The 19,895-nt window shown below is 43.4% G+C and carries 20 protein-coding genes; 5 read left to right on the top strand and 15 right to left on the bottom strand.

Annotation, left to right across the window (positions count from 1 at the left end):
- Window positions 1–36: 36 nt before the first annotated feature.
- Window positions 37–741 carry a 4'-phosphopantetheinyl transferase family protein gene (locus ABWP14_RS02185; RefSeq protein ID WP_353201327.1) on the top strand — a complete coding sequence of 235 codons (705 nt, stop codon included), beginning with the start codon at window positions 37–39 and terminating at the stop codon, window positions 739–741.
- 796 nt (window positions 742–1,537) lie between these two features.
- Here ABWP14_RS02185 and ABWP14_RS02180 read toward each other — a convergent pair.
- The 3 genes from ABWP14_RS02180 to ABWP14_RS02170 form a co-directional block, all read right to left on the bottom strand.
- Window positions 1,538–1,687, bottom strand: coding sequence for a hypothetical protein (locus ABWP14_RS02180; protein ID WP_353201326.1), 150 nt, complete (start codon window positions 1,685–1,687; stop codon window positions 1,538–1,540).
- Window positions 1,684–2,067: a translational machinery protein gene (locus ABWP14_RS02175; protein WP_353201325.1), complete on the bottom strand. Its 384-nt coding sequence runs from the start codon at window positions 2,065–2,067 to the stop codon at window positions 1,684–1,686. The genes ABWP14_RS02180 and ABWP14_RS02175 overlap by 4 nt, the downstream gene beginning before the upstream one ends.
- Window positions 2,068–2,196: 129 nt before the next feature.
- Window positions 2,197–3,111, bottom strand: coding sequence for a pseudouridine synthase (locus tag ABWP14_RS02170; protein WP_353201324.1), 915 nt, complete (start codon window positions 3,109–3,111; stop codon window positions 2,197–2,199).
- A gap of 70 nt (window positions 3,112–3,181) precedes the next feature.
- Here ABWP14_RS02170 and ABWP14_RS02165 point away from each other — a divergent pair, with 70 nt between their 5' ends.
- The 3 genes from ABWP14_RS02165 to ABWP14_RS02155 all read left to right on the top strand — a co-directional run bounded on the left by ABWP14_RS02165 (window position 3,182) and on the right by ABWP14_RS02155 (window position 5,613).
- Entirely contained in the window at window positions 3,182–4,816 is a 1,635-nt protein-coding gene (locus tag ABWP14_RS02165) for an FMN-binding glutamate synthase family protein (protein ID WP_353201323.1), read from the top strand.
- Between the two features lie 124 nt (window positions 4,817–4,940).
- Window positions 4,941–5,366: a universal stress protein gene (locus ABWP14_RS02160; protein WP_353201322.1), complete on the top strand. Its 426-nt coding sequence runs from the start codon at window positions 4,941–4,943 to the stop codon at window positions 5,364–5,366.
- A gap of 10 nt (window positions 5,367–5,376) precedes the next feature.
- Window positions 5,377–5,613: a hypothetical protein gene (locus ABWP14_RS02155; RefSeq protein WP_353201321.1), complete on the top strand. Its 237-nt coding sequence runs from the start codon at window positions 5,377–5,379 to the stop codon at window positions 5,611–5,613.
- Here ABWP14_RS02155 and arsB read toward each other — a convergent pair.
- The 11 genes from arsB to scpB all read right to left on the bottom strand — a co-directional run bounded on the left by arsB (window position 5,601) and on the right by scpB (window position 18,043).
- The gene (gene arsB, locus ABWP14_RS02150; RefSeq protein WP_353201320.1) at window positions 5,601–6,644 is read right to left on the bottom strand and encodes an ACR3 family arsenite efflux transporter; all 1,044 of its coding nucleotides are present in this window, start codon (window positions 6,642–6,644) and stop codon (window positions 5,601–5,603) included. The two genes, ABWP14_RS02155 and arsB, sit on opposite strands and share 13 nt — an antisense overlap.
- Entirely contained in the window at window positions 6,641–7,120 is a 480-nt protein-coding gene (locus ABWP14_RS02145; RefSeq protein WP_353201319.1) for an arsenate reductase ArsC, read from the bottom strand. Before ABWP14_RS02145 ends, arsB begins: the two co-directional genes overlap by 4 nt.
- Window positions 7,120–7,428 (bottom strand): ArsR/SmtB family transcription factor, encoded by a 309-nt coding sequence (locus ABWP14_RS02140; protein WP_353201448.1) that lies wholly within the window; start codon window positions 7,426–7,428, stop codon window positions 7,120–7,122. The genes ABWP14_RS02145 and ABWP14_RS02140 overlap by 1 nt, the downstream gene beginning before the upstream one ends.
- 114 nt (window positions 7,429–7,542) lie before the next feature.
- Window positions 7,543–9,360, bottom strand: a complete 1,818-nt coding sequence (typA, locus tag ABWP14_RS02135; RefSeq protein ID WP_353201318.1) for a translational GTPase TypA — start codon at window positions 9,358–9,360, stop codon at window positions 7,543–7,545.
- 34 nt (window positions 9,361–9,394) lie between these two features.
- Window positions 9,395–10,306, bottom strand: coding sequence for a tRNA pseudouridine(55) synthase TruB (truB, locus tag ABWP14_RS02130; RefSeq protein WP_353201317.1), 912 nt, complete (start codon window positions 10,304–10,306; stop codon window positions 9,395–9,397).
- Between the two features lie 5 nt (window positions 10,307–10,311).
- Window positions 10,312–10,680 (bottom strand): 30S ribosome-binding factor RbfA, encoded by a 369-nt coding sequence (gene rbfA, locus ABWP14_RS02125; RefSeq protein WP_353201316.1) that lies wholly within the window; start codon window positions 10,678–10,680, stop codon window positions 10,312–10,314.
- 11 nt (window positions 10,681–10,691) lie between these two features.
- A complete protein-coding gene (infB, locus tag ABWP14_RS02120) occupies window positions 10,692–13,448 on the bottom strand; it encodes a translation initiation factor IF-2 (RefSeq protein ID WP_353201315.1) in 2,757 nt (918 codons plus the stop codon).
- A 13-nt stretch (window positions 13,449–13,461) separates the two neighbouring features.
- Window positions 13,462–14,943 carry a transcription termination factor NusA gene (gene nusA / locus ABWP14_RS02115; RefSeq protein WP_353201314.1) on the bottom strand — a complete coding sequence of 494 codons (1,482 nt, stop codon included), beginning with the start codon at window positions 14,941–14,943 and terminating at the stop codon, window positions 13,462–13,464.
- Window positions 14,940–15,431: a ribosome maturation factor RimP gene (gene rimP / locus ABWP14_RS02110; protein WP_353201313.1), complete on the bottom strand. Its 492-nt coding sequence runs from the start codon at window positions 15,429–15,431 to the stop codon at window positions 14,940–14,942. Before rimP ends, nusA begins: the two co-directional genes overlap by 4 nt.
- A gap of 173 nt (window positions 15,432–15,604) precedes the next feature.
- On the bottom strand, window positions 15,605–17,344 hold the full coding sequence (locus ABWP14_RS02105; protein ID WP_353201312.1) for a pseudouridine synthase: 1,740 nt from the start codon (window positions 17,342–17,344) through the stop codon (window positions 15,605–15,607).
- Window positions 17,345–17,350: 6 nt separating this feature from the next.
- Window positions 17,351–18,043: an SMC-Scp complex subunit ScpB gene (scpB, locus tag ABWP14_RS02100; RefSeq protein ID WP_353201311.1), complete on the bottom strand. Its 693-nt coding sequence runs from the start codon at window positions 18,041–18,043 to the stop codon at window positions 17,351–17,353.
- A gap of 193 nt (window positions 18,044–18,236) precedes the next feature.
- On the opposite strand from scpB, the gene ABWP14_RS02095 reads away from it, so the two are divergent.
- Window positions 18,237–19,151 carry a patatin-like phospholipase family protein gene (locus tag ABWP14_RS02095; protein ID WP_353201310.1) on the top strand — a complete coding sequence of 305 codons (915 nt, stop codon included), beginning with the start codon at window positions 18,237–18,239 and terminating at the stop codon, window positions 19,149–19,151.
- Window positions 19,152–19,168: 17 nt separating this feature from the next.
- Here ABWP14_RS02095 and ABWP14_RS02090 read toward each other — a convergent pair whose 3' ends face one another.
- On the bottom strand, window positions 19,169–19,831 hold the full coding sequence (locus tag ABWP14_RS02090) for a C40 family peptidase (protein ID WP_353201309.1): 663 nt from the start codon (window positions 19,829–19,831) through the stop codon (window positions 19,169–19,171).
- Window positions 19,832–19,895: the final 64 nt, after the last annotated feature.

The following is a 19,895-nucleotide window of genomic DNA, read 5'->3' as shown; positions in this document are numbered from 1 at the left end:
ATATTTATTGCACCCTCCTTTGCACAGAAGACGCCGATGTCCAGTAATAAATTTAACTTATCTGATAATGAAATTACTTATTGGGATATAGACCTAGAAAATATAGATCCATCACATTTTATAAATTTTTATCATCTTCTTTCTGATAAGAATAAGACAAGAGCCTCTTTGTTCGCAAAAGATAAGGATAGGAACTTGTTCATTACGGCACATTTTGCGCTCGATTTTATTCTAGAGTCGTTATTTGAAATTAAACCCATTGTTTTAACAGACGAGCATGGCAAACCGTTTATTCAAAATTATCCAATCCACTTTAATCTCTCGCATACCGATAAAAGGGTCATACTTAGTTTTTCTAAGCAAGCGCTTGGGGTGGATATAGAAAAAATCACTCCATTACAAGATTTAGACTTATTGATAGAACATTCAATGCATCCAGATGAAATTAGACTATTAATGACATTAGATCCAAGCCAAAAAATACGTCTGTTTTATAGCATGTGGACTAAAAAGGAGGCGGTTGTTAAGGCGATAGGCCTTGGAATGAGGAAAGAGCTGAACTCATTTAGCCTAAACTCACTTACCGAGGATGCTTCCTGGAAAATTTTCGAATTAGCTCTTGATGATAAATATTCCGCTGCAATTGCAACGCGAAATACTGCCTCCAGTATTATTGGTTATCAGCTAAGATTACCCACTACAGCATTGGATGTTAGGCGACTATCGCGCTCAATCAGATAGGCAAGGTAGATTAATATGGACGTTAGCATAAAGTTAATGAATGCTATAACAATATAAAGACCAACAATCTGCATGACAAGCTCAGAGGCACCTTTAGACACAACCCATTCCAAGTGTCCAAAAATAATCATATAGAATTGGACAATAATTTGAATAAGAATAAAAAGATTTCTGGCAAAAATAGTTGGCCTCTCAATTAAGAACCTAGCCAAAATCATAGTAACAGCAAAAACTACCACAGGATAGAGAAGCTCAATAAAATTGATGTGATAAGGTATGGTAATTTCCTCCGGGAGAATATGATAAGATTCGAAAACGTAGGATAGAAAATTTCGCAACAGCTTAAAACATAGTATTAAAATAGCTATACTAAGAATATAAATTTTATATTTCATGTAGACGATTGTTTAAATTAATTATTGAACTAAACTACCCTAAGCTAAAAATTGCCGCATCGACTTAGTAACTGTGAAATTCAAGTTAAATCGTAACAGAATTTTTCACAATTATTATTAAATATTCATTCTTACTTGCTAATGGCTTCCGTGAAGCGTGTGTTTATAGCTGAAAGCTTGAGGATATGGGATGATTAAGATCTTATTCTTAATCTGGCAATGTAAATGAACGAACAATTAAAAGGGGCAAGGAAAATTACCCTAAAGTTAACCCAATCCATGGAGCAATTAAGGGCATATGTAACTTAATTTAGTGAGTTTTGCTCAAAATCCATTACCAAATCTAAATCATCCATATAAGCAGATTTCAGATCCACTGGAAGATCGGGGTCTCCTACCATCTACCCAACAGTTTCTACTAGACTATAAACAATCCCTTTTGCAGCACTTGCCGGAATCGCACTACTAAACACTGCCTGATCAATACGATTAACCGCATCTAGAAAATAGTCATGGCCTGGCAATCCATTGGAATCTAAGGGTTCGCTCATAGCATTTGATCTGCTTTATAGAAAAACTTTCTGGCATAAGCCAAAATTTCTTTATTGCTAGGATGGTCTATGGTTTCCACACCAACAATATTGGCAGCGATCTTAGCATCGTGGTGATGCGCATGCTTGATGAGTACAAGCTTCGCTGAACCAGGCCCTAAGACTAAGATTTCTTTTGATTCATTGACTGCATTGATAACAGAATGTAAATATTTTTCATCCAACTTGAGTCTACCGCTTCCCACTGCGCCACCTTTATGATGCAAATGCTGATGAGAAGATTTGCTTCTAATCACTTCAGCCTCACTGGCTGCTTCACTCAAAAACATCACATGTGCTTCTTGATGGTCAATCCAAATAACTGCATGATTTAATGACATTGCTATCCTATGTTGATGATGTTTAAACGATAAGAATACTCTCTTTTATATAGAGGACTATCACAATCATTGATTTAGATCAGAATACACCCAGATAATCGACTTTTAATAAATGACTTAAGAATTTACTTAAATCATTTTTATTTGACTAATAAAGGCTCTAGGCTCTTTTGTAATAGGATCATTGAAATAGATTTCTTTTGCCAGTAATTGCAAAGGTTTAGAGACGTCCAAGTCATACTCTTGATATGGTGTCAGTACTGGATAGATCTGATCATTTTTGATGGGAATATTGAGTGCATTGAGATGGCAGCGTAATTGATGCTTCTTTCCGCTCCCAGGACTCAGGCGATATCTTGCCCAAGGCTTTATTTTCTCAATGAGCTCTATATAAGTATCAGAATTAGCTTCACCGTTTACTTCCTGCATCTGGAGAAAATGATCTGACTCTTCGATACGACTTCGATAGGTCATTGGAAGCCTCTGATCAAGATTTTCTGAGTATGGCGCAATCGCCTCGTAGATTTTTTTCACTAAGCGGTCCCTAAATAAATTCTGGTATTGCGCTCGCTCTTTTGGATTGACTGAAAATACTACAAGTCCAGCAGTATCTCGATCAATCCGATGAATAGGGCTCAGAGTTTGTATTCCTGTTCTTTTCTTTAAACGGTTGAGTAAGGTCTGATGCAGATACAAACCACTTGGCGTCACTGGCAAAAAATGTGGTTTGTCAGCTACTAATATATGTGTGTCTTGAAAAAGGATTGTTTCTTCAAAAGGAATCTCCGGCTCTCTATTAAGGCGCCTGAAATACAGGAGATGAATATTTGCTTGATAGGGATCAGTAGATGCAAGCACATGACCATCTGATGTCATTACTAGACCCTCTGTGAAGCGGGCTTGCCATTCGCTTGATTCGATATGAGGAAAGTTTGCTACAAAAAACTCCAGTAAATTAGTAAAACTTCGTCCTTTCGGTAAATATACCCTCGATGAAGAGACACCCTCAGAATTCACTTTCATTCCAGCAACCAGATCATTCACAATTTAATGATTATCCCGTAATTACTGATACACCTAAGAAGCTTATACTACTGGGTAAAAGTGAGGATCTATGAATAGCAAAACGAGTGGCATTTTTCCAATTCGTTATACCCCATTTGTACTATGTACTACAGGGGCTATTGCAAGCTTGATTGGCTTAGGGATGCATGAGAATGTTTGGCAATTCTTTATTTTTTTCAGTTTCTTATCAGCAGTTGGAGTTTATGATCTAATCCAAACCAAAATGTCGATCCTACGTAATTACCCAATCATTGGGCATTTACGTTTCCTGCTCGAATATATCCGCCCTGAAATTCGGCAATACTTTATCGAAGGTGATAACGACCAAACGCCTTTCTCTCGAGAACAAAGATCGCTAGTCTATTCACGTGCTAAAGCAGTTTCTGACTCAATCCCCTTTGGCACCACCTTAGATGTTATGGCTCCTGGATACCAATGGATTAATCAATCCTTGGCCCCCACTAAATTGCCTACTCATGATTTTCGGGTCGTGATAGGCGGCAAAGACTGCAAACAAATTTATAACGCCAGTATTTTTAATATCTCCGCCATGAGCTTTGGCTCTCTGAGTGCTAATGCAGTGATGGCTCTTAATTTAGGAGCCAAAAAGGGACGGTTTGCCCATGACACCGGGGAAGGTTCGATCTCTCGTTATCACCGTATTCATGGTGGTGACTTAATTTGGGAAATTGGTTCTGGTTACTTTGGTTGTCGCAATCACGATGGTAGTTTTAATGCAGAAAAATATTCCGAGAATGCACTTGATCCTCAAGTCAAAATGATCGAGATCAAATTGAGTCAAGGAGCTAAGCCCGGTCACGGTGGCATCTTGCCTGGTAAGAAAGTAACAGCAGAGATTGCTGCTGCACGGGGAGTACCTGAAGGCGTAGCCTGCATCTCCCCTGCCTCACATAGTGAATTTTCTAGCCCCCTAGAGTTAATGCACTTTGTTCAGAGACTGCGAGATCTATCTGGCGGTAAGCCAGTAGGCTTTAAATTATGTATTGGCCATTCATGGGAGTGGTTTGCGATTGTCAAGGCAATGTTAGAAACCAATATTTATCCAGATTTTATTGTGGTGGATGGTTCTGAGGGCGGGACTGGCGCCTCCCCTGTTGAATTTACTAATCACGTCGGCACTCCACTACAAGAGGGGTTGCGCTTGGTACACAATACCTTGGTGGGTGTCAATTTACGTGATCAGATTAAGATTGGCTGTTCAGGAAAAATCATTAGCTCCTTTGACATGGCTGTTGCATTTGCTCTGGGTGCTGACTGGTGTAATAGTGCTAGAGGATTTATGTTCTCGATTGGCTGCATTCAGGCGCAAGTTTGCAATACTGGCTTTTGCCCTACTGGCGTCACCACACAAGATCCTCTTCGTCAAAAAGCTTTAGTAGTTCCCAATAAAGCTGAACGAGTTTTCAACTTCCACCATGAAACCCTCAGAGCTTTAAAAGAATTGGTTGAAGCTGCAGGATTACGTCACCCTGGAGAAATCGATGCGCCACATATTATGAGGCGTGTCAGTGCGAATGAGGTCCGCCTACTTTCTTTTCTTCTACCTGAAATGCCTGCGGGCCTCCTTTTAAAAGATTATTTCCTAGATGAATCTCATCATCTATCAAGAGTCTATGAGCTTTACTGGCACAAGGCTCAGGCAAATAGCTTTGCGGCAATCTAACTCTCTTTAGAGAAGTTCATTTTTTAGATTCTAAATATGGGAATGCCCTATTTCTGGGCTAAAATTGAGGCAGATTAATTATAAAAATAATGACTTTTTAGCTCACCCTCATTCGAAAGGCTATATGAAAATATTACTACCAGTAGATGGCTCAAAATCATCTCTCAATGCTGCAAAGTATGTTGCCAAGCTTGCAAAAGATCTACGTAGCAAATGCTCTGTAACCTTAGTCAGCATCCACGATGACATCGGCCTTGGTCATGTCAAGCAATTTGTAGCTAAAAGTGTAGTGGATGACTACCTGCGAGAAGTCAGTGAAAAAGAGTTAAAGCCCGCCCAAAAAACTTTGGACGCTGCTAGCGTGAATCATAATATGGTCATTAGGCGCGGCAATATTGCCGAAGAAATCATCAATCTTGCCAATAAAGAAAAGTTTGATTTAATTGTGATGGGTTCTAAAGGCAGGACAGGCATATTAGATGCTTTAATGGGGTCGGTTGCACAAAAAGTATCTGCAGCGGCAAAGCAGGCTGTTTTACTAGTGAAGTAATTTCTGAGGCATGAGCTTACTCATACTGCTGCTTGCTCCGGGCATATTTGCAATCTATTGGATTATTCGGATGCAAATATGTCTTTCCAGAATTCGCTATTTAGTCGATACCTATGGATTGAGTCGTAATAAGTTACGGGCTCTACAGTGCAAAGAAGTTAAAAAATTAAGAGAAAATATCGATCAGCTTCGAACCCACAATGATACTGATGGACTCGAAAGTCTGATAAGACCTTACCGAGCGTAGTAACGCTCTTTAATCCAGAGGGCAATCGATACCAGGCCAATCATAATTGGGACTTCTACCAAGGGTCCTATTACTGCTGCAAAAGCAGCTCCAGAATTAATCCCAAAGACCGCTATTGCAACAGCAATTGCCAACTCAAAGTTATTACTTGATGCTGTAAATGACAGAGTGCAGCAGCGCTTGTAATCAATCCCCATTTTCCCAGTGACCCAAAAGGTTAATAAAAACATCACGAGGAAGAAAATGAGCAATGGAATAGCGATAGTGACTACATCCATTGGCAGACTCAAGATTAAATTACCCTTGAGACTAAACATTACCACAATAGTAAAAAGCAATGAAATCAAAGTGATTTTACTAATGCGCGGAACAAAATGTTCGTGGTACCACTCTTTGGAAACAAACCTGAGCATCACTACTCTAGTCAAAATGCCAGCAATGCATGGCACACCAAGATAGATCAATACGCTCTGAGTGATCTGCCCCATACCGACGCTGATCTCTAATCCAGTTAAGCCAAAGTACGGCGGAAGCACCGTGAGGAAAAAGTAGGCATAGATACTAAAGAACAGCACTTGAAAGAGAGCATTAAATGCTATCAAGCCTGCGGCATATTCAGTAGAGCCTTTAGCAAGGTCATTCCAGATAATCACCATCGCAATGCACGGCGCAATACCAATCAATATCAAACCTGCCATATATTCTGGTCGATCTGGGACAAAAGTAATCGCTAAAAAGAACATCAAGGCTGGTGCAATAATCCAGTTCATCAATAAAGAAATGCCAAAAATTCTTTTCTCTTTAAAGACATCGGGCAAATCTTCATAACGCACTTTTGCAAATGGGGGATACATCATTAATATGAGGCCCACTGCAATAGGAATATTGGTCGAACTTACTTGAAAGCTATTAATCAGCCCTTCGACACCGGGAAAAAAGTACCCTAGACCTATACCAATGGCCATGGCGGTAAAAATCCATATCGTGAGGTAGCGATCAAGAAAAGAGAGTTTTTTAGTTAAAGTGTTCATGACTTCGTATGAATCTCTTTGAGACTCATTGCGTCAAGCTTATCTAGGGGCATAGATGCCAAAATATCAATGCGTTTTTTTAGGCCATTCATCACTTGATTAAATGCTACCCTCTTCTCCATGTCGGTGCCTAACACTTGTGAAGGATCTGGAAAGCCCCAATGAGCATTGACTGGTTGTCCAGGCCAAAAAGGGCAAACCTCCCCTGCAGCGTTATCGCAAACAGTAATAATAAAATCCATTTGTGGCGCATTCGGCTCACTGAATACATCCCAGCTTTTGGATTTCAGCAGCGTAACATCCATGCCTAACTCTTTGGCAATTTCAGCAGCAAATGGATTTATCCTGGTGCCTGGGGTAGACCCAGCTGAATAACCCTTAAACTTTCCGCTAGGATGCGTAGAAGCCAATGCTTCACCAATAACAGAGCGTGCTGAATTATGGGTACATAAAAAGAGAATATTGTAAGTCTTCATCACTGTTTCATTTTCCGAGATGTCTTTATAGGAATACAGGGTGCTCCATCGCAGCAGTTCTCGAGCAAAAAATCACTTAGCGCTTGAACTAAATCGGCATTAGGTCGATAAATTAAATTTCTACTTTGTCTTTCTACTAGCAGTAGATTTGCATTAACCAACTCTTTTAAGTGAAAACTTAGAGTCGCATTAGGAATGCCTAATTTTTCAATGATTTGACTAGGAGTTAAGCCATGATCACCACGCTGAACAATCAAGCAGAAGATATTAAGCCTAGACTCCTGCCCTAGAGCTAAAAAAGCTTGTATAGCAATTGTATTTTTTATATTTCCAATTATATAGAAATATATGACAGCTTCATGACAGTCCTATAAAAAAGAGCCGCCATAGAGGCGACTCTCAATGATCAGCTGAATATAAAGTTATTCGCGCGATGCCTTCTTGCGATCATGTTCCTTTAAGAAGCGCTTACGAACTCGGACACTCTTTGGCGTTACTTCGACTAACTCATCATCACTAATGAATTCCACAGCGTATTCCAAAGTTAAATCAATTGGAGTGACCAAGCGTACAGCTTCATCCGTACCTGAAGAACGAACGTTGGTTAATTGCTTACCTTTAATAGGGTTTACAACTAAGTCATTGTCACGACTATGTATTCCGATCACCATGCCCTCATACACAGGGTCACCATGTTTAACAAACATACGACCACGATCTTGTAATTTCCAAATAGCATAGGCGACTGCTTCACCATCATCCTGGCTGATCAATACCCCATTGTGACGCTCGCCCAAAATACCATCTTTAGCAGGAGCATAACAATCGAAGGTATGGCTCAATAAGCCATTACCGCGAGTCATGGTCATAAAGTCGCCTTGAAAGCCAATCAAACCACGTGCAGGAATTCTGTATTCAAGACGGGTACGGCCCTTACCATCACTCACCATATCTTGCAGTTCGCCTTTACGCTTGCCTAAATCTTCCATTACTGCACCTTGAGTAGCATCTTCAAGGTCCACAGTAAGGTTTTCGTAAGGCTCCATCTTGACGCCATCCTCTTCATGAAACACTACCCGAGGACGAGATACTGCTAATTCATAACCCTCACGACGCATCGTCTCAACTAAGATTGTCAGATGTAATTCGCCACGACCAGATACCTCAAACACTGTATCGTCATCAGTTTCATTGACACGCAGCGCCATATTTGATTTCAATTCACGATCTAAGCGCTCACGAATCTGACGGCTAGTCACAAACTTACCTTCACGACCTGCAAATGGACTGGTGTTAACCATAAAGTTCATGGTTAAGGTTGGCTCATCGATTTTGAGCATAGGCAATGCTTCAGGCGTATCCACCGCACAAACAGTGGTACCAATAGCCAACTCTTCAATGCCGTTAATCAGTGCGATATCACCAGCAAAGGCTTCATCAACAACCTCTCGCTCCAAGCCTTTGAATTTCAATACTTGGTTAACACGTCCTTTAAATGGCACAGCATCTGGGCCATTCATACAAATCACTTCCATGCCTGGCTTAACACGGCCACGGTTCACGCGACCAATACCAATCTTTCCAACATAACTGTTGTAGTCAATTGATGAGATCTGAAACTGCAAAGGACCATCAGGATTATCGTCACGAACAGGAACATGCTCTAAGACAGCATCGAACAATGGACGCATATCACCCTCACGCACATCTTCTTTCATACCTGCATAGCCATTTAAGCCAGATGCATAAATGATGGGGAAATCGAGCTGCTCTTCAGTAGCGCCAAGTTTGTCAAATAACTCAAAGGTTGCATTGATAACATAATCGCAACGTGCACCTGGACGGTCAACCTTGTTAATCACTACGATCGGCTTCAAACCGAGTGCTAGTGCTTTCTTGGTCACAAAACGCGTTTGTGGCATTGGCCCCTCAACTGCATCAACTAAAAGCAACACACCGTCAACCATCGAGAGTACGCGCTCTACTTCACCACCAAAGTCGGCATGTCCCGGGGTATCAACAATATTGACATGGGTACCGTCGTACTCTACTGAGCAATTCTTGGACAAAATAGTAATACCACGCTCTTTTTCCAAGTCGTTTGAATCCATGACGCGTTCGGTCATTTTTTCATTCGAGCGAAAGGTGCCTGATTGACGTAAAAGTTGGTCAACCAATGTGGTTTTGCCGTGGTCGACGTGGGCGATGATAGCAATATTACGAAGTGCGCGTTTAGTCATGTGAAGCTTCTAAAGTTAAGGATCAATAAAAAGGTTAATGGGCTTGAGAAATTAAGCGTTTTGGATGGAGAACTCCAGATCGCCAATCAGCAGTGCCAATAAAGTTGTGTGGTGCAGCAGTAGCACGATAAATCCGGACTAGCGCTTCAATCGAGGGTAAATTGAGCGGGACGCGTTGCCCCATCTCAAGACGTTTAGCTTGCTGCTCATCTACAGTTAAATGAGGCAAGGTTTGCAGTAAGGCATCAATTGGTAGAATGTAACTAGCGCTATCTTGAAGGCCTTGTTGAATAGATTCGATCGTAAAAGACTGCTCAAGACTTAAATGCCCTACCTCAGTACGACGCAAACCAACCAAGTGCGCGCCACAACCTAATGCATTACCAAGATCTTCAGCCAAGACACGAATATAAGTCCCCTTACTACAGCTCACCTCTAATGTGGCTTCAGGCCAGCCAATATCCGTCCAGCGAATTTGATGGATCGTGATCTCTCGAGGTGCACGCTCTAACTCCACTCCAGCGCGAGCATACTCATAGAGTGGTTTACCGTCACGCTTTAATGCGGAATACATAGGGGGTACTTGAGAAATAGCTCCAGTAAACTTTGGGAGCAATCCGTCTAAAGATTTTTTGAGATCTACTGTATTTACAAATATTGGTAAAGGCTTCTCTTCTATTGCTTGGCCTTCAGCATCCCCGGTATCAGTACGAACACCAAATTTCACTCTAGCTATATAGCTTTTATTGGCATCCAATAGATCTTGTGAATACTTAGTGGCTTCTCCAAGGCAGATAGGCAACAAACCAGTCGCCACTGGATCCAATGTTCCAGTATGCCCTGCCTTCTCAGCATTCAATGCACGCTTTACGGCAGTGACTGCACCCTGTGAACTCATTCCTGCGGGTTTATCTAGCAGCACTACGCCATCGATCCGTATAGGCATATAAATTACTTAGTCTCGTCTTTATGATCGCTCTCTACCGCTTGATCGATCAATCGCGACATTTCCATGCCATGCTCAATTGAGCTGTCATAGTGAAAATGCAATGTTGGCACAGTATGGATATGTAAACGCTTGAATAACAAAGAATGTAAATAGCCTGCTTTCTCTTGCAGTGCTTTAAGTACATGTTCTGGCTCAGCACCTAAAACAGTAAAAAATACTTTGGCATGGGCTAAATCCGGCGTGAGTTCAATACTTTGCAGTGTGATCAATCCTAAACTAGGGCTGCGTAGCTCACGAGGAATCAGTTCGGCCAGGTCTCGCTGAATTTGATCGGCAAGACGCTGGTTACGATGCGGGCTAGTTTTATGCATAATACTTTGGTTTACAGTGAGCGTGCAACTTCAGTAACTTCGAATACCTCAAGTTGGTCGCCTTCTTTTATGTCGTTATAGCCTTTTAATGACAATCCGCACTCAACACCAGCACGAACCTCTTTTGCATCATCTTTAAAGCGCTTGAGTGAATCGAGATCACCAGACCAAATTACTACGTTCTCACGCAAGAGACGAACACTTGAGGCACGTTTAATGATTCCATCAACCACTAAGCAACCTGCAATGGCGCCAACCTTAGATACCAGGAAGACTTGACGGATTTCTACTAAGCCGGTGATTTCTTCTTTCTTATCTGGTGTCAACATACCGCTCAACGCTAATTTCACTTCATCAACAGCGTCATAAATAATGTTGTGATAACGAATATCTACACCATTGTTCTCAGCTAACTTACGCGCAGCAGCATCAGCACGAGAATTAAAGCCAATAATGACGGCCTTAGAAGCTACTGCTAAGTTCACGTCCGTTTCAGTAATGCCGCCCACAGCTACATGAACGATTTGTACTTTAACTTCTGGTGTAGAGAGCTTCATTAAGGATTGAGCCAAAGCTTCTTGAGAACCCTGAACATCTGCCTTGATAATGAGCGGCAACAACTTCGCCTCAACAGCGCCTTCTTCCATATTCTCCATCATGGTTTCGAGCTTGAATGCCTGTTGTTTTGCCAACTTCACATCACGGAACTTACCTTGACGGAATAGAGCAATTTCACGTGCCTTACGCTCATCAGGAACTACCTGCACTGACTCACCTGCAGCAGGTACTTCAGATAAACCTTGAATCTCTACTGGAATGGATGGGCCTGCTTCAGAACAAGGCTTACCATTTTCATCTAACATCGCACGCACACGACCAAAAGTCGAGCCTGCTAGCAACATATCGCCACGCTTTAGCGTACCAGACTGTACGAGCACTGTTGCAACTGGACCCTTACCTTTATCTAAGCGCGCCTCAATAACAAGACCTTGGGCTGGAGCATCCTTTGGCGCCCTCAACTCTAAAATCTCTGCTTGCAACAAAACGTTTTCCAGCAAGGCATCAATGCCCTCACCCGTTTTTGCTGATACTGAAATGAATGGCACATCACCGCCATATTCCTCAGGAACCACTTGCTCAGCAACTAATTCAGTTTTAACGCGCTCTAAATTGGCATCTGGTTTATCAATCTTATTGATAGCTACAACAATCGGAACTCCACCTGCTACTGCATGATGAATCGCTTCCTTTGTTTGCGGCATAACACCGTCGTCAGCAGCAACCACCAGAATCACAATATCAGTTGCCTTAGCACCGCGCGCACGCATTGCTGTAAAAGCTTCGTGACCCGGAGTATCTAAGAAGGTAATCATGCCGCGAGGAGTTTCTACGTGATATGCGCCGATATGCTGAGTAATTCCACCAGCTTCACCAGAGGCAACTTTTGCTAAACGAATCTTATCGAGTAAAGAAGTCTTACCATGATCAACGTGACCCATCACAGTCACTACAGGTGGACGCGGCAAGAGCTCTGCATCATGCCCGTCTAGACCCAAATCTAAATCTGGATCATCTAATTTTGCGGCATGAGCTTTATGACCCATTTCCTCAACGATGATCATCGCAGTATCTTGATCAAGCACCTGATTAATGGTCACCATCTGACCCATACCCATTAACAACTTAATAACCTCTGCACTCTTTACTGCCATTTCATGAGCTAACTCAGCAACAGTAATCGTTTCAGGAACATGCACATCATGAATTACAGGCTCGGTTGGAACCTGAAAATTGGTATCGACGTTTGCTTCAGCAATTTGGCGTTGTTTCTTTCTGCCACCACCAGAACGCCAACCACCAACACCACCAGATGAATCACCACGAGTTTTAAGACCACCTGGCTTCTTGGCACCCTCTTCTTGCCAAGTGGATGAAGTTTCAGAAGATTTAATTGTTTTGCCACCAACCTTAGCTGGCGCTTTTTTCTTATCATCTGCACCCTCAGCTTTGGCAGGCTTATGCAAAGTACCTTTTTTGCTATCTTCAGCAGCAATCTCACTTGGAGCTTTAAGCACACGCGCAGGAGTACTCATCATGTCGCGAATAGCTAAAGCTTCTGCCTCAGCAGCAGCGCGACGAACCCGAATCTCCGCTAATTCTTTTTCCTTAGTAGCCGCTAATTCTTTAGCTGCCTTATCACTTTGCGCCTTTTTCTCAGAAGCCGCAGCCTTATCCCCAGACTTAGTCTCTTTTTCAGAATCTACGATTGCAGCTTGTTTTTGACGGACTTCTTCAGCCGCCTTCATTTCAGCTTCTTGACGAGCCAGTAATTCAGCTTGACGAGTTGCTTCAGCAGCACGCTTCCCTAGCTCCTCTTCAGAAAGAATCAGTTTAGCAGGCGCAGCAGGGGCTTCTACTTGAGTTACTTTTGCTACTGGCGCTTCTACTTCGGCTGGCACTTCATCGCCGCGCTTAACTAAGACACGTTTTTTACGTACCTCAACTTGCACAGTACGCGTACGCCCCGTTGAATCTGCTTGACGAATCTCTGAACTCTCGCGCTTGATCAAGGTAATCTTTTTGCGCGAGCCAGCTTCAGTACTACCGTGAGCTTTTTGCAAATACTCAAGTAATGCAGTTTTATCTTTTTCGGTAATGCTATCGTCCTCTGAACCTTTGTCGATCCCAGCTGCCTTCAATTGCTCCAAGAGGTCAGCCGCAGTTCGTTTGAGTTCCTTAGCGAGTACTTTTACTGTTGTTGTTGCCATGCACTACTTCCTCTCATGAAGTAAACCAATGTTCGCGCGCTTTCATGATGAGCGTTTTCGCAGTTTCTTCGTCAATTTGTGTCGCCTCAACCAGCTCATCAACAGCCAGTTCAGCAAGGTCGTCACGGGTGTGAACTTGATTCTCGGCAAGCTTAGCAATCAGTTCGGTTGTCATTCCCTCTAAGGAAAGCAAATCTTGTGACACTTCACCAATCCGCTCTTCTTTTGCTAGCTCCATCATTAATAAGGAATCACGCGCACGATTGCGTAATTCATTAACGGTATCTTCATCAAATGAATCAATTTCTAGCATTTCAGAGAGAGGAACATAGGCAACCTCTTCCAAGGTATTAAAACCTTCTTCAATCAAGATATCAGCAACCTCTTGGTCAACGTCTAATTTGTCCATGAACAGCTGACGAACTGAAGAAGCTTCTTTCTCTGTTTTCTCAGCAGACTCCTCTGGAGTCATGATGTTGATCTGCCAACCTGTCAGATCACTAGCCAAGCGTACATTTTGTCCGCTACGACCAATCGCAATTGCCAAATTCTCTTCGTCAACTACAACGTCCATAGCATGACGTTCTTCATCGACTACGATTGATGAAACTTGAGCAGGGGCTAATGCACCAATCACAAACTGCGCTGGATCTTCAGACCATAAAACAATATCAACTGCTTCACCAGCAACTTCATTGCGCACTGCTGTCACTCGAGTTCCGCGAACACCAACACATGTTCCAATAGGATCAATGCGCTTGTCATAGGTAATAACGGCGATCTTTGCACGGATCCCAGGATCGCGAGCGGCGCCCTTAATCTCCAATAGGCCTTGCTCCATTTCAGGCACTTCATTCTCAAATAATTTAATTAAGAAGTCTGGGCAAGTACGAGAAAGTTCGATTTGTGGGCCACGTGCCTCACGATCGACTTTCAGGATATATGCGCGCACTCGGTCACCAGAGCGTAAATTCTCCTTAGGAATCATTTGATCGCGACGCAATAAAGCCTCAACCCGACCAGATTCAATAATCAAGCCATTCTTATCGGCACGCTTCACTGTACCCGTCATGACTTTCTCGCCGCGCTCTAAATAATCATTCAAGATTTGCTCACGCTCAGCATCACGAATGCGTTGCAAGATCACTTGCTTAGCTGCTTGGGCACCAATACGACCGAAAGCAAGAGATTCGATTTGCTCTTCAATGTACTCGCCAACTTCCATATCAGGAATTTGCTCTTGAGCTTCAAATTGCAAAATCTCTTTATCTGGCTCCTGAAGTCCGGCCTCATCAGGCACAACCAACCAGCGACGGAAGGTTTCGTATTCGCCAGATTCACGATCAATCGATACGCGAATATCTACATCTTCTGTTGTGTAACGTTTTTTTGTGGCTGATGCCAATGCCATCTCTAGCGCCTCAAACACAATCATTTGATCAACATTCTTTTCACGCGCTAAGGCATCTGCCAACATGAGAACTTCTCGACTCATGACTTTCTTCCTTTGAAATCAATAACAGGGACCAACCGAGTCTTATCGACCTCGGCTAAAGAAAACTCCAACTGAGAGGGCTGACCATCAGCACCCTCAAATAACAAACTAAATTTCGCATCAGGTGAATTCAATTCACCACTCAGCAAACCTTGCAATACACCACGAAAATTCTTGCGACCACCAACAGCAACACGTAACTTCAAATCCACTTCCATTCCGGTAAAGCGCTCAAAATCAATTGCTGTTTTGACAGGGCGATCTAGACCCGGTGAAGAAATCTCCAAACGTTCATAAGGAATATTCTCAACAGGCAAGGCGTAGCTCAATTGATGACTCACCTTTTCGCAATCTAAAACAGAAATCAAACGCTCATAATCTGGGTTTTCAATCGTGACACGCAGCAAACCTCCAGCTTCACGCTCAATATCTACCAGCGTATAGCCCAAGTTTTCCAGCTCTGCAGAAATAATCTGCTGATCTTTCACAACAACCCTTCATACCAAAATGGCAAAAAAAAATGGGCCTTAAAGCCCATATTCTTGAAATTCAGAACAGGCCGACTTACGTTGATCGCAACATCAGTCGGTAACAACTTAGTACCGCAGATGCCTGCAGTAAGACCAAAATTATAGCTGATTTGAAGGAAAACTGTTAGAAATCAGAAGCTTTCGCCGGGGTTTCGAGGCTTTCTCGGACCCTTATTGAATGGTTTTCTGCCTTTTGGGGCGCTTCTTTTAGGGCCATTTCCTGGATCCTGGGGGTTTCCAGTCACAAATGCTGACTGCCCGTGGTGTACTTTTTTGGCCTTATTGCGATTTTGGCCCTGGCCGCCTTGTCCACCCTGAGTACCTTGACCAGGCCTGCCACCTTGTGTTCGACCTCTGAAGGAGCCTCGCCCCTCTGCAGATCCCCCGCCTGGTTTACCGTTTTTGCCCTGATGGGTCAGGCCATTATGGCCACTAGCCATCGTTAAAGCATCACGAGATCCCCAATAAGAAACTGAGGTTTGCATAGGATCTGGCTGAAAATTTTCTCCAGATGCAGGGTTACGATCACGCCCCTGATGATTTGGGTTGCGGCCTTTGTCTTGTGGCTGAGGCATCTTCAAGCCTGCAAACTTCATCAAGTTATATATGCCACCCGCCTCAACTTCCTCCCATTTTCCTCGTCTTAAACGTGGAGGCAACAAGAACATGCCATAACGAGTACGAAGTAGGCGTGAAACGGTATGACCCACTGCTTCGAACATGCGACGCACTTCGCGATTGCGTCCTTCAGTCAAAGCAACGTGATACCAACGATTAGCACCATCGCCACCACCCATTGCTAAACGCAAGAACTTGGCTTGACCATCATCTAGCTGTATGCCGCTTTTGAGCAGAGCAGTATTTTCCTGACTGAGCTCACCCAAAATACGGACAGCATATTCACGCTCAACACCATAACGAGGATGCATCAAGCGATTAGCCAATTCACCCGAAGTAGTAAATAGTAATAAGCCTTCAGTATTAAAGTCTAGTCGACCTACTGCAATCCAACGTCCTTGACGAGGCTTAGGCAAACGATCAAAAACAGTTGGACGGCCTTCAGGGTCTGATTGACTAACAATCTCACCTGATGGCTTGTGATAAAGAATCACGCGGGGTGGCTTTGTCTGAATCTTGCGATGTACTGGCTTGCCATTAATACGCACCTGATCAGTAGGTCCAATTCGTTGCCCAATATGTGCTGGCAAACTATTGACTGATACACGACCCTGAATAATCAAGTCTTCCATATCACGTCGTGAACCCATCCCTACGTCGGCCAAGACCTTATGGAGTTTGACAGTATCTTCGTCATCAGCATCATCATCTAAACCATCAAGATCAGACCAGACTTCATCACGCATACTCAGAGGCAACTCGTCAACATTTGCAAATTGCAGGCTATTGAGTTCCTCTTCAGTAGGCCCATCTGAATCTTCATCATCACGTGATTGAGCGCGTTGTGCCCGACGCTCTGCTCCCGTTTGATGAGAGATCTCACTCTCATTTAGACCATCAGGGTTTTTGACTTCCAATACTTCTGGGGCATCTAAGGCTGCATCAAATTCTCCAGACACTACCGAAGCAAATAATGCTTCAACATCCGCCGGGTTTGGGGCTAACTTAGCAGCATGATTGCCGCCACCCTCTCTTGATGTATTGGCAGAATCCCCTTCACGGCGTGGCCTATCTTTATTGAAAGGACGCTTTTTATTAAATGGGTGCTTACCGGTACCAGGTCGGCGTGGGCGACGCTCGCCCCCTTCGCGACCGTCGACCTTAACGCCACCATCTGGGGTGCCATCAGTATTAGAGGGGGCTGCCGATGAATGAACTACCGGAGTTGAATCGTTTTCGTTTGAGCTTGTCATTAATAATTATTTTGCTTCGTCTGATTTATTTTCAGACTCTGGGGTAACTTCTTCTATTGCTTCGCTAACTTCTTCTGTTTCTTCTGTTTCTTCTATTACTTGATCATGCTGAATCACAACTGTTTCAACAGTGGCATTGGCATCAAATTCCATCACTGCTTGACCTAACTGTTCTGCTGCGGCCATTGGGGCAGCATCTTCTAACATTGGCAAGCTTTGTAGATTAGTCAAACTAAGATCATCTAAAAATTGTTTAGTAGTAGCGTAAAGACCAGGACGACCAATCGTTTCTTTATGACCAATCACTTCAACCCAGCCACGATCTTCCAGTTGTTTCATCACATTACTACTGACTGCTACACCGCGAATTTCTTCAATCTCACCCCGGGTAACGGGTTGACGATAAGCAATAATGGCTAAGGTTTCCATGACAGCACGGGAATACTTTGGCGGCTTCTCAGGAGTCAAACGATCAAGATACTCACGCATCGATAGACGACTTTGGAAACGCCAACCAGTAGCAATATGCGCCAGCTCCATCCCCTTATCATCCCATGCCCGCTGCATCTCCACTAATGCTTCATCGATATCAGCATTAGAAATATCCTCAACGAATAAACGAGACAGTTCAGCAATGGTGAGTGGCTCCTGCGCGCACAGGAGAGCTGTTTCAATTACGCGCTTGTTGTGATCATCCATAAAAGTCGGGCCATCAGGATTACGCCTGATATAGCTTTAAAAAAATGTATTTCAGTAATGGGTTTGGGGTGTTCTTAAGTTACTACGGACAACTAATCTCAATATTTCTAGTTGGAAGGCATGTCCGTACCGAGACGAAGTACTTTTCGTTCACCTAGTACTCATTATAAGGTAGGCTCAATACAATAGCCAAATGAATGACTTTTTAGACCAAACCCCCTCTATACAACTCGATTCCCAAGAAAGGCGTCGCGCCTTGGGACTTGGAATTGGACTGAGCGCCCTTCTAGGAGCAGGAAGTCTGAGTTCCTGCGGTATTTTTAGCCCTCGCAAGCCCGTTATTGGTCTAGTTTTAGGTGCCGGGGCTGCCCGTGGGTTTGCCCATGTAGGAGTGATCAAAGCTCTGGAATCTCAAGATATTCGGCCTGATCTGGTGGTTGGCAGTAGTGCTGGTAGCGTTATTGCAGCGCTGCTTGCCTCTGGCGCAACCGGAAATGAAATCAATCGTCTAGCCCTCAATTTAGATGAAGCTACTATTGCAGACTGGGGGCTGCCCTTCGTTGGTCGTTTTGGCGGACTGATTAAAGGCGATGCACTTCAAAATATGGTGAACCGGGAAGTCCAAAATAAAACGATTGAGCAAATGCGCATTCCTCTTGGAATCGTTGCGACTGATCTGCAATCTGGAAAAGGAATTTTGTTTCGCTCGGGGAATACGGGTCTTGCTGTGCGCGCATCCTGCAGCGTACCAGGTGTATTTCAGCCTGCTGTGATTAGCGGTAAAGAATATGTTGATGGAGGCCTAGTCGCACCAGTTCCCGTGAGCTATGCAAGACAGATGGGGGCAACACTGGTGATTGCTGTCAATATCTCCTCTGAACCCGTACATCAGGATGCCAGTGGCACCTTGGGCGTATTACAGCAAACGATCTCCATCATGCAGCGAAGCATTAATCAGTACGAACTCAAAAACGCCGATATCGTCATACAACCTCAACTATTACAGATGGGTGGTAGTGATTTCAAATCCAGAAATGCGGCTATCCTTGCTGGAGAGATAGCAACCCAGGAACAAATGGCGCTCATTAAAGAGAAGCTGAAGGGCTAGAAGCTAAGGCTGATGTCTTAGAGGCTGCGAGATTTACGTTTGAGATTTTTGACTTCTTTTAGAAGCTCTTGACGCTCAGTATCACTCAAATTATCACTACCGTCCAAACGTCGTGCACCATCAAAGCGTTTATCCCAATACAAACTATTGAGATCATCAAGGCGAACACTAGCCCCTTTTGAGGGAGAGTGAATAAATTTATTATCCCCAACATAAATACCAACATGTGAGAAAGTCAGGCGCATCGTATTAAAAAATACGAGGTCTCCAGGTTGCAACTCCTCACGATTAACAGGTTTACCAACACGACTCATCTGAGTTGACTTACGTGGCAATAAAAATCCTAGCTTGTCTTTAAATACATAACCAACAAAGCTACTGCCATCTAAACCCGACTGAGGTAACTCTGTGTCCCAGCGATAGCGCACACCAATCACTTCCATGGCGCGATTAATAAGTTCATCTGATTTACCAGAAACGGTATCAACTAAGCGATCTGATGCTCTAAAAATATACGACTTACCCGCCTGAAACATCGTCTCTTTAGAGGCCCCTGATTCAGGAGCAGAGTCAAGCACCTTATCTGCAGCCTGCGCAGAAATAGCGACTGCAAAATAGAGTGCAAGCCCTAAGCTAAAAAATGCGCTTAGCTTTGTCATGGGTGTGTGTTTAACCGACATTTTCTCAGTTTAACAAAGAATAAGTGAATAACCAACTCCAGAGCTTATGCTTAAGCCATTGTTT

Source organism: Polynucleobacter sp. (assembly GCF_040400325.1).
Classification (GTDB): domain Bacteria; phylum Pseudomonadota; class Gammaproteobacteria; order Burkholderiales; family Burkholderiaceae; genus Polynucleobacter.
This window is presented reverse-complemented; position numbering and strand designations above follow the sequence as displayed.

Coding starts and splice junctions, on each gene's coding strand:
- ABWP14_RS02185 (WP_353201327.1), top strand. CDS start 37: ATGTCCAGTAATAAATTTAACTTATCTGATAATGAAATTACTTATTGG.
- ABWP14_RS02180 (WP_353201326.1), bottom strand. CDS start 1,687: ATGAGCGAACCCTTAGATTCCAATGGATTGCCAGGCCATGACTATTTT.
- ABWP14_RS02175 (WP_353201325.1), bottom strand. CDS start 2,067: ATGTCATTAAATCATGCAGTTATTTGGATTGACCATCAAGAAGCACAT.
- ABWP14_RS02165 (WP_353201323.1), top strand. CDS start 3,182: ATGAATAGCAAAACGAGTGGCATTTTTCCAATTCGTTATACCCCATTT.
- ABWP14_RS02160 (WP_353201322.1), top strand. CDS start 4,941: ATGAAAATATTACTACCAGTAGATGGCTCAAAATCATCTCTCAATGCT.
- ABWP14_RS02155 (WP_353201321.1), top strand. CDS start 5,377: ATGAGCTTACTCATACTGCTGCTTGCTCCGGGCATATTTGCAATCTAT.
- arsB (WP_353201320.1), bottom strand. CDS start 6,644: ATGAACACTTTAACTAAAAAACTCTCTTTTCTTGATCGCTACCTCACG.
- ABWP14_RS02145 (WP_353201319.1), bottom strand. CDS start 7,120: ATGAAGACTTACAATATTCTCTTTTTATGTACCCATAATTCAGCACGC.
- typA (WP_353201318.1), bottom strand. CDS start 9,360: ATGACTAAACGCGCACTTCGTAATATTGCTATCATCGCCCACGTCGAC.
- truB (WP_353201317.1), bottom strand. CDS start 10,306: ATGCCTATACGGATCGATGGCGTAGTGCTGCTAGATAAACCCGCAGGA.
- rbfA (WP_353201316.1), bottom strand. CDS start 10,680: ATGCATAAAACTAGCCCGCATCGTAACCAGCGTCTTGCCGATCAAATT.
- infB (WP_353201315.1), bottom strand. CDS start 13,448: ATGGCAACAACAACAGTAAAAGTACTCGCTAAGGAACTCAAACGAACT.
- nusA (WP_353201314.1), bottom strand. CDS start 14,943: ATGAGTCGAGAAGTTCTCATGTTGGCAGATGCCTTAGCGCGTGAAAAG.
- ABWP14_RS02105 (WP_353201312.1), bottom strand. CDS start 17,344: ATGACAAGCTCAAACGAAAACGATTCAACTCCGGTAGTTCATTCATCG.
- scpB (WP_353201311.1), bottom strand. CDS start 18,043: ATGGATGATCACAACAAGCGCGTAATTGAAACAGCTCTCCTGTGCGCG.
- ABWP14_RS02095 (WP_353201310.1), top strand. CDS start 18,237: ATGAATGACTTTTTAGACCAAACCCCCTCTATACAACTCGATTCCCAA.
- ABWP14_RS02090 (WP_353201309.1), bottom strand. CDS start 19,831: ATGTCGGTTAAACACACACCCATGACAAAGCTAAGCGCATTTTTTAGC.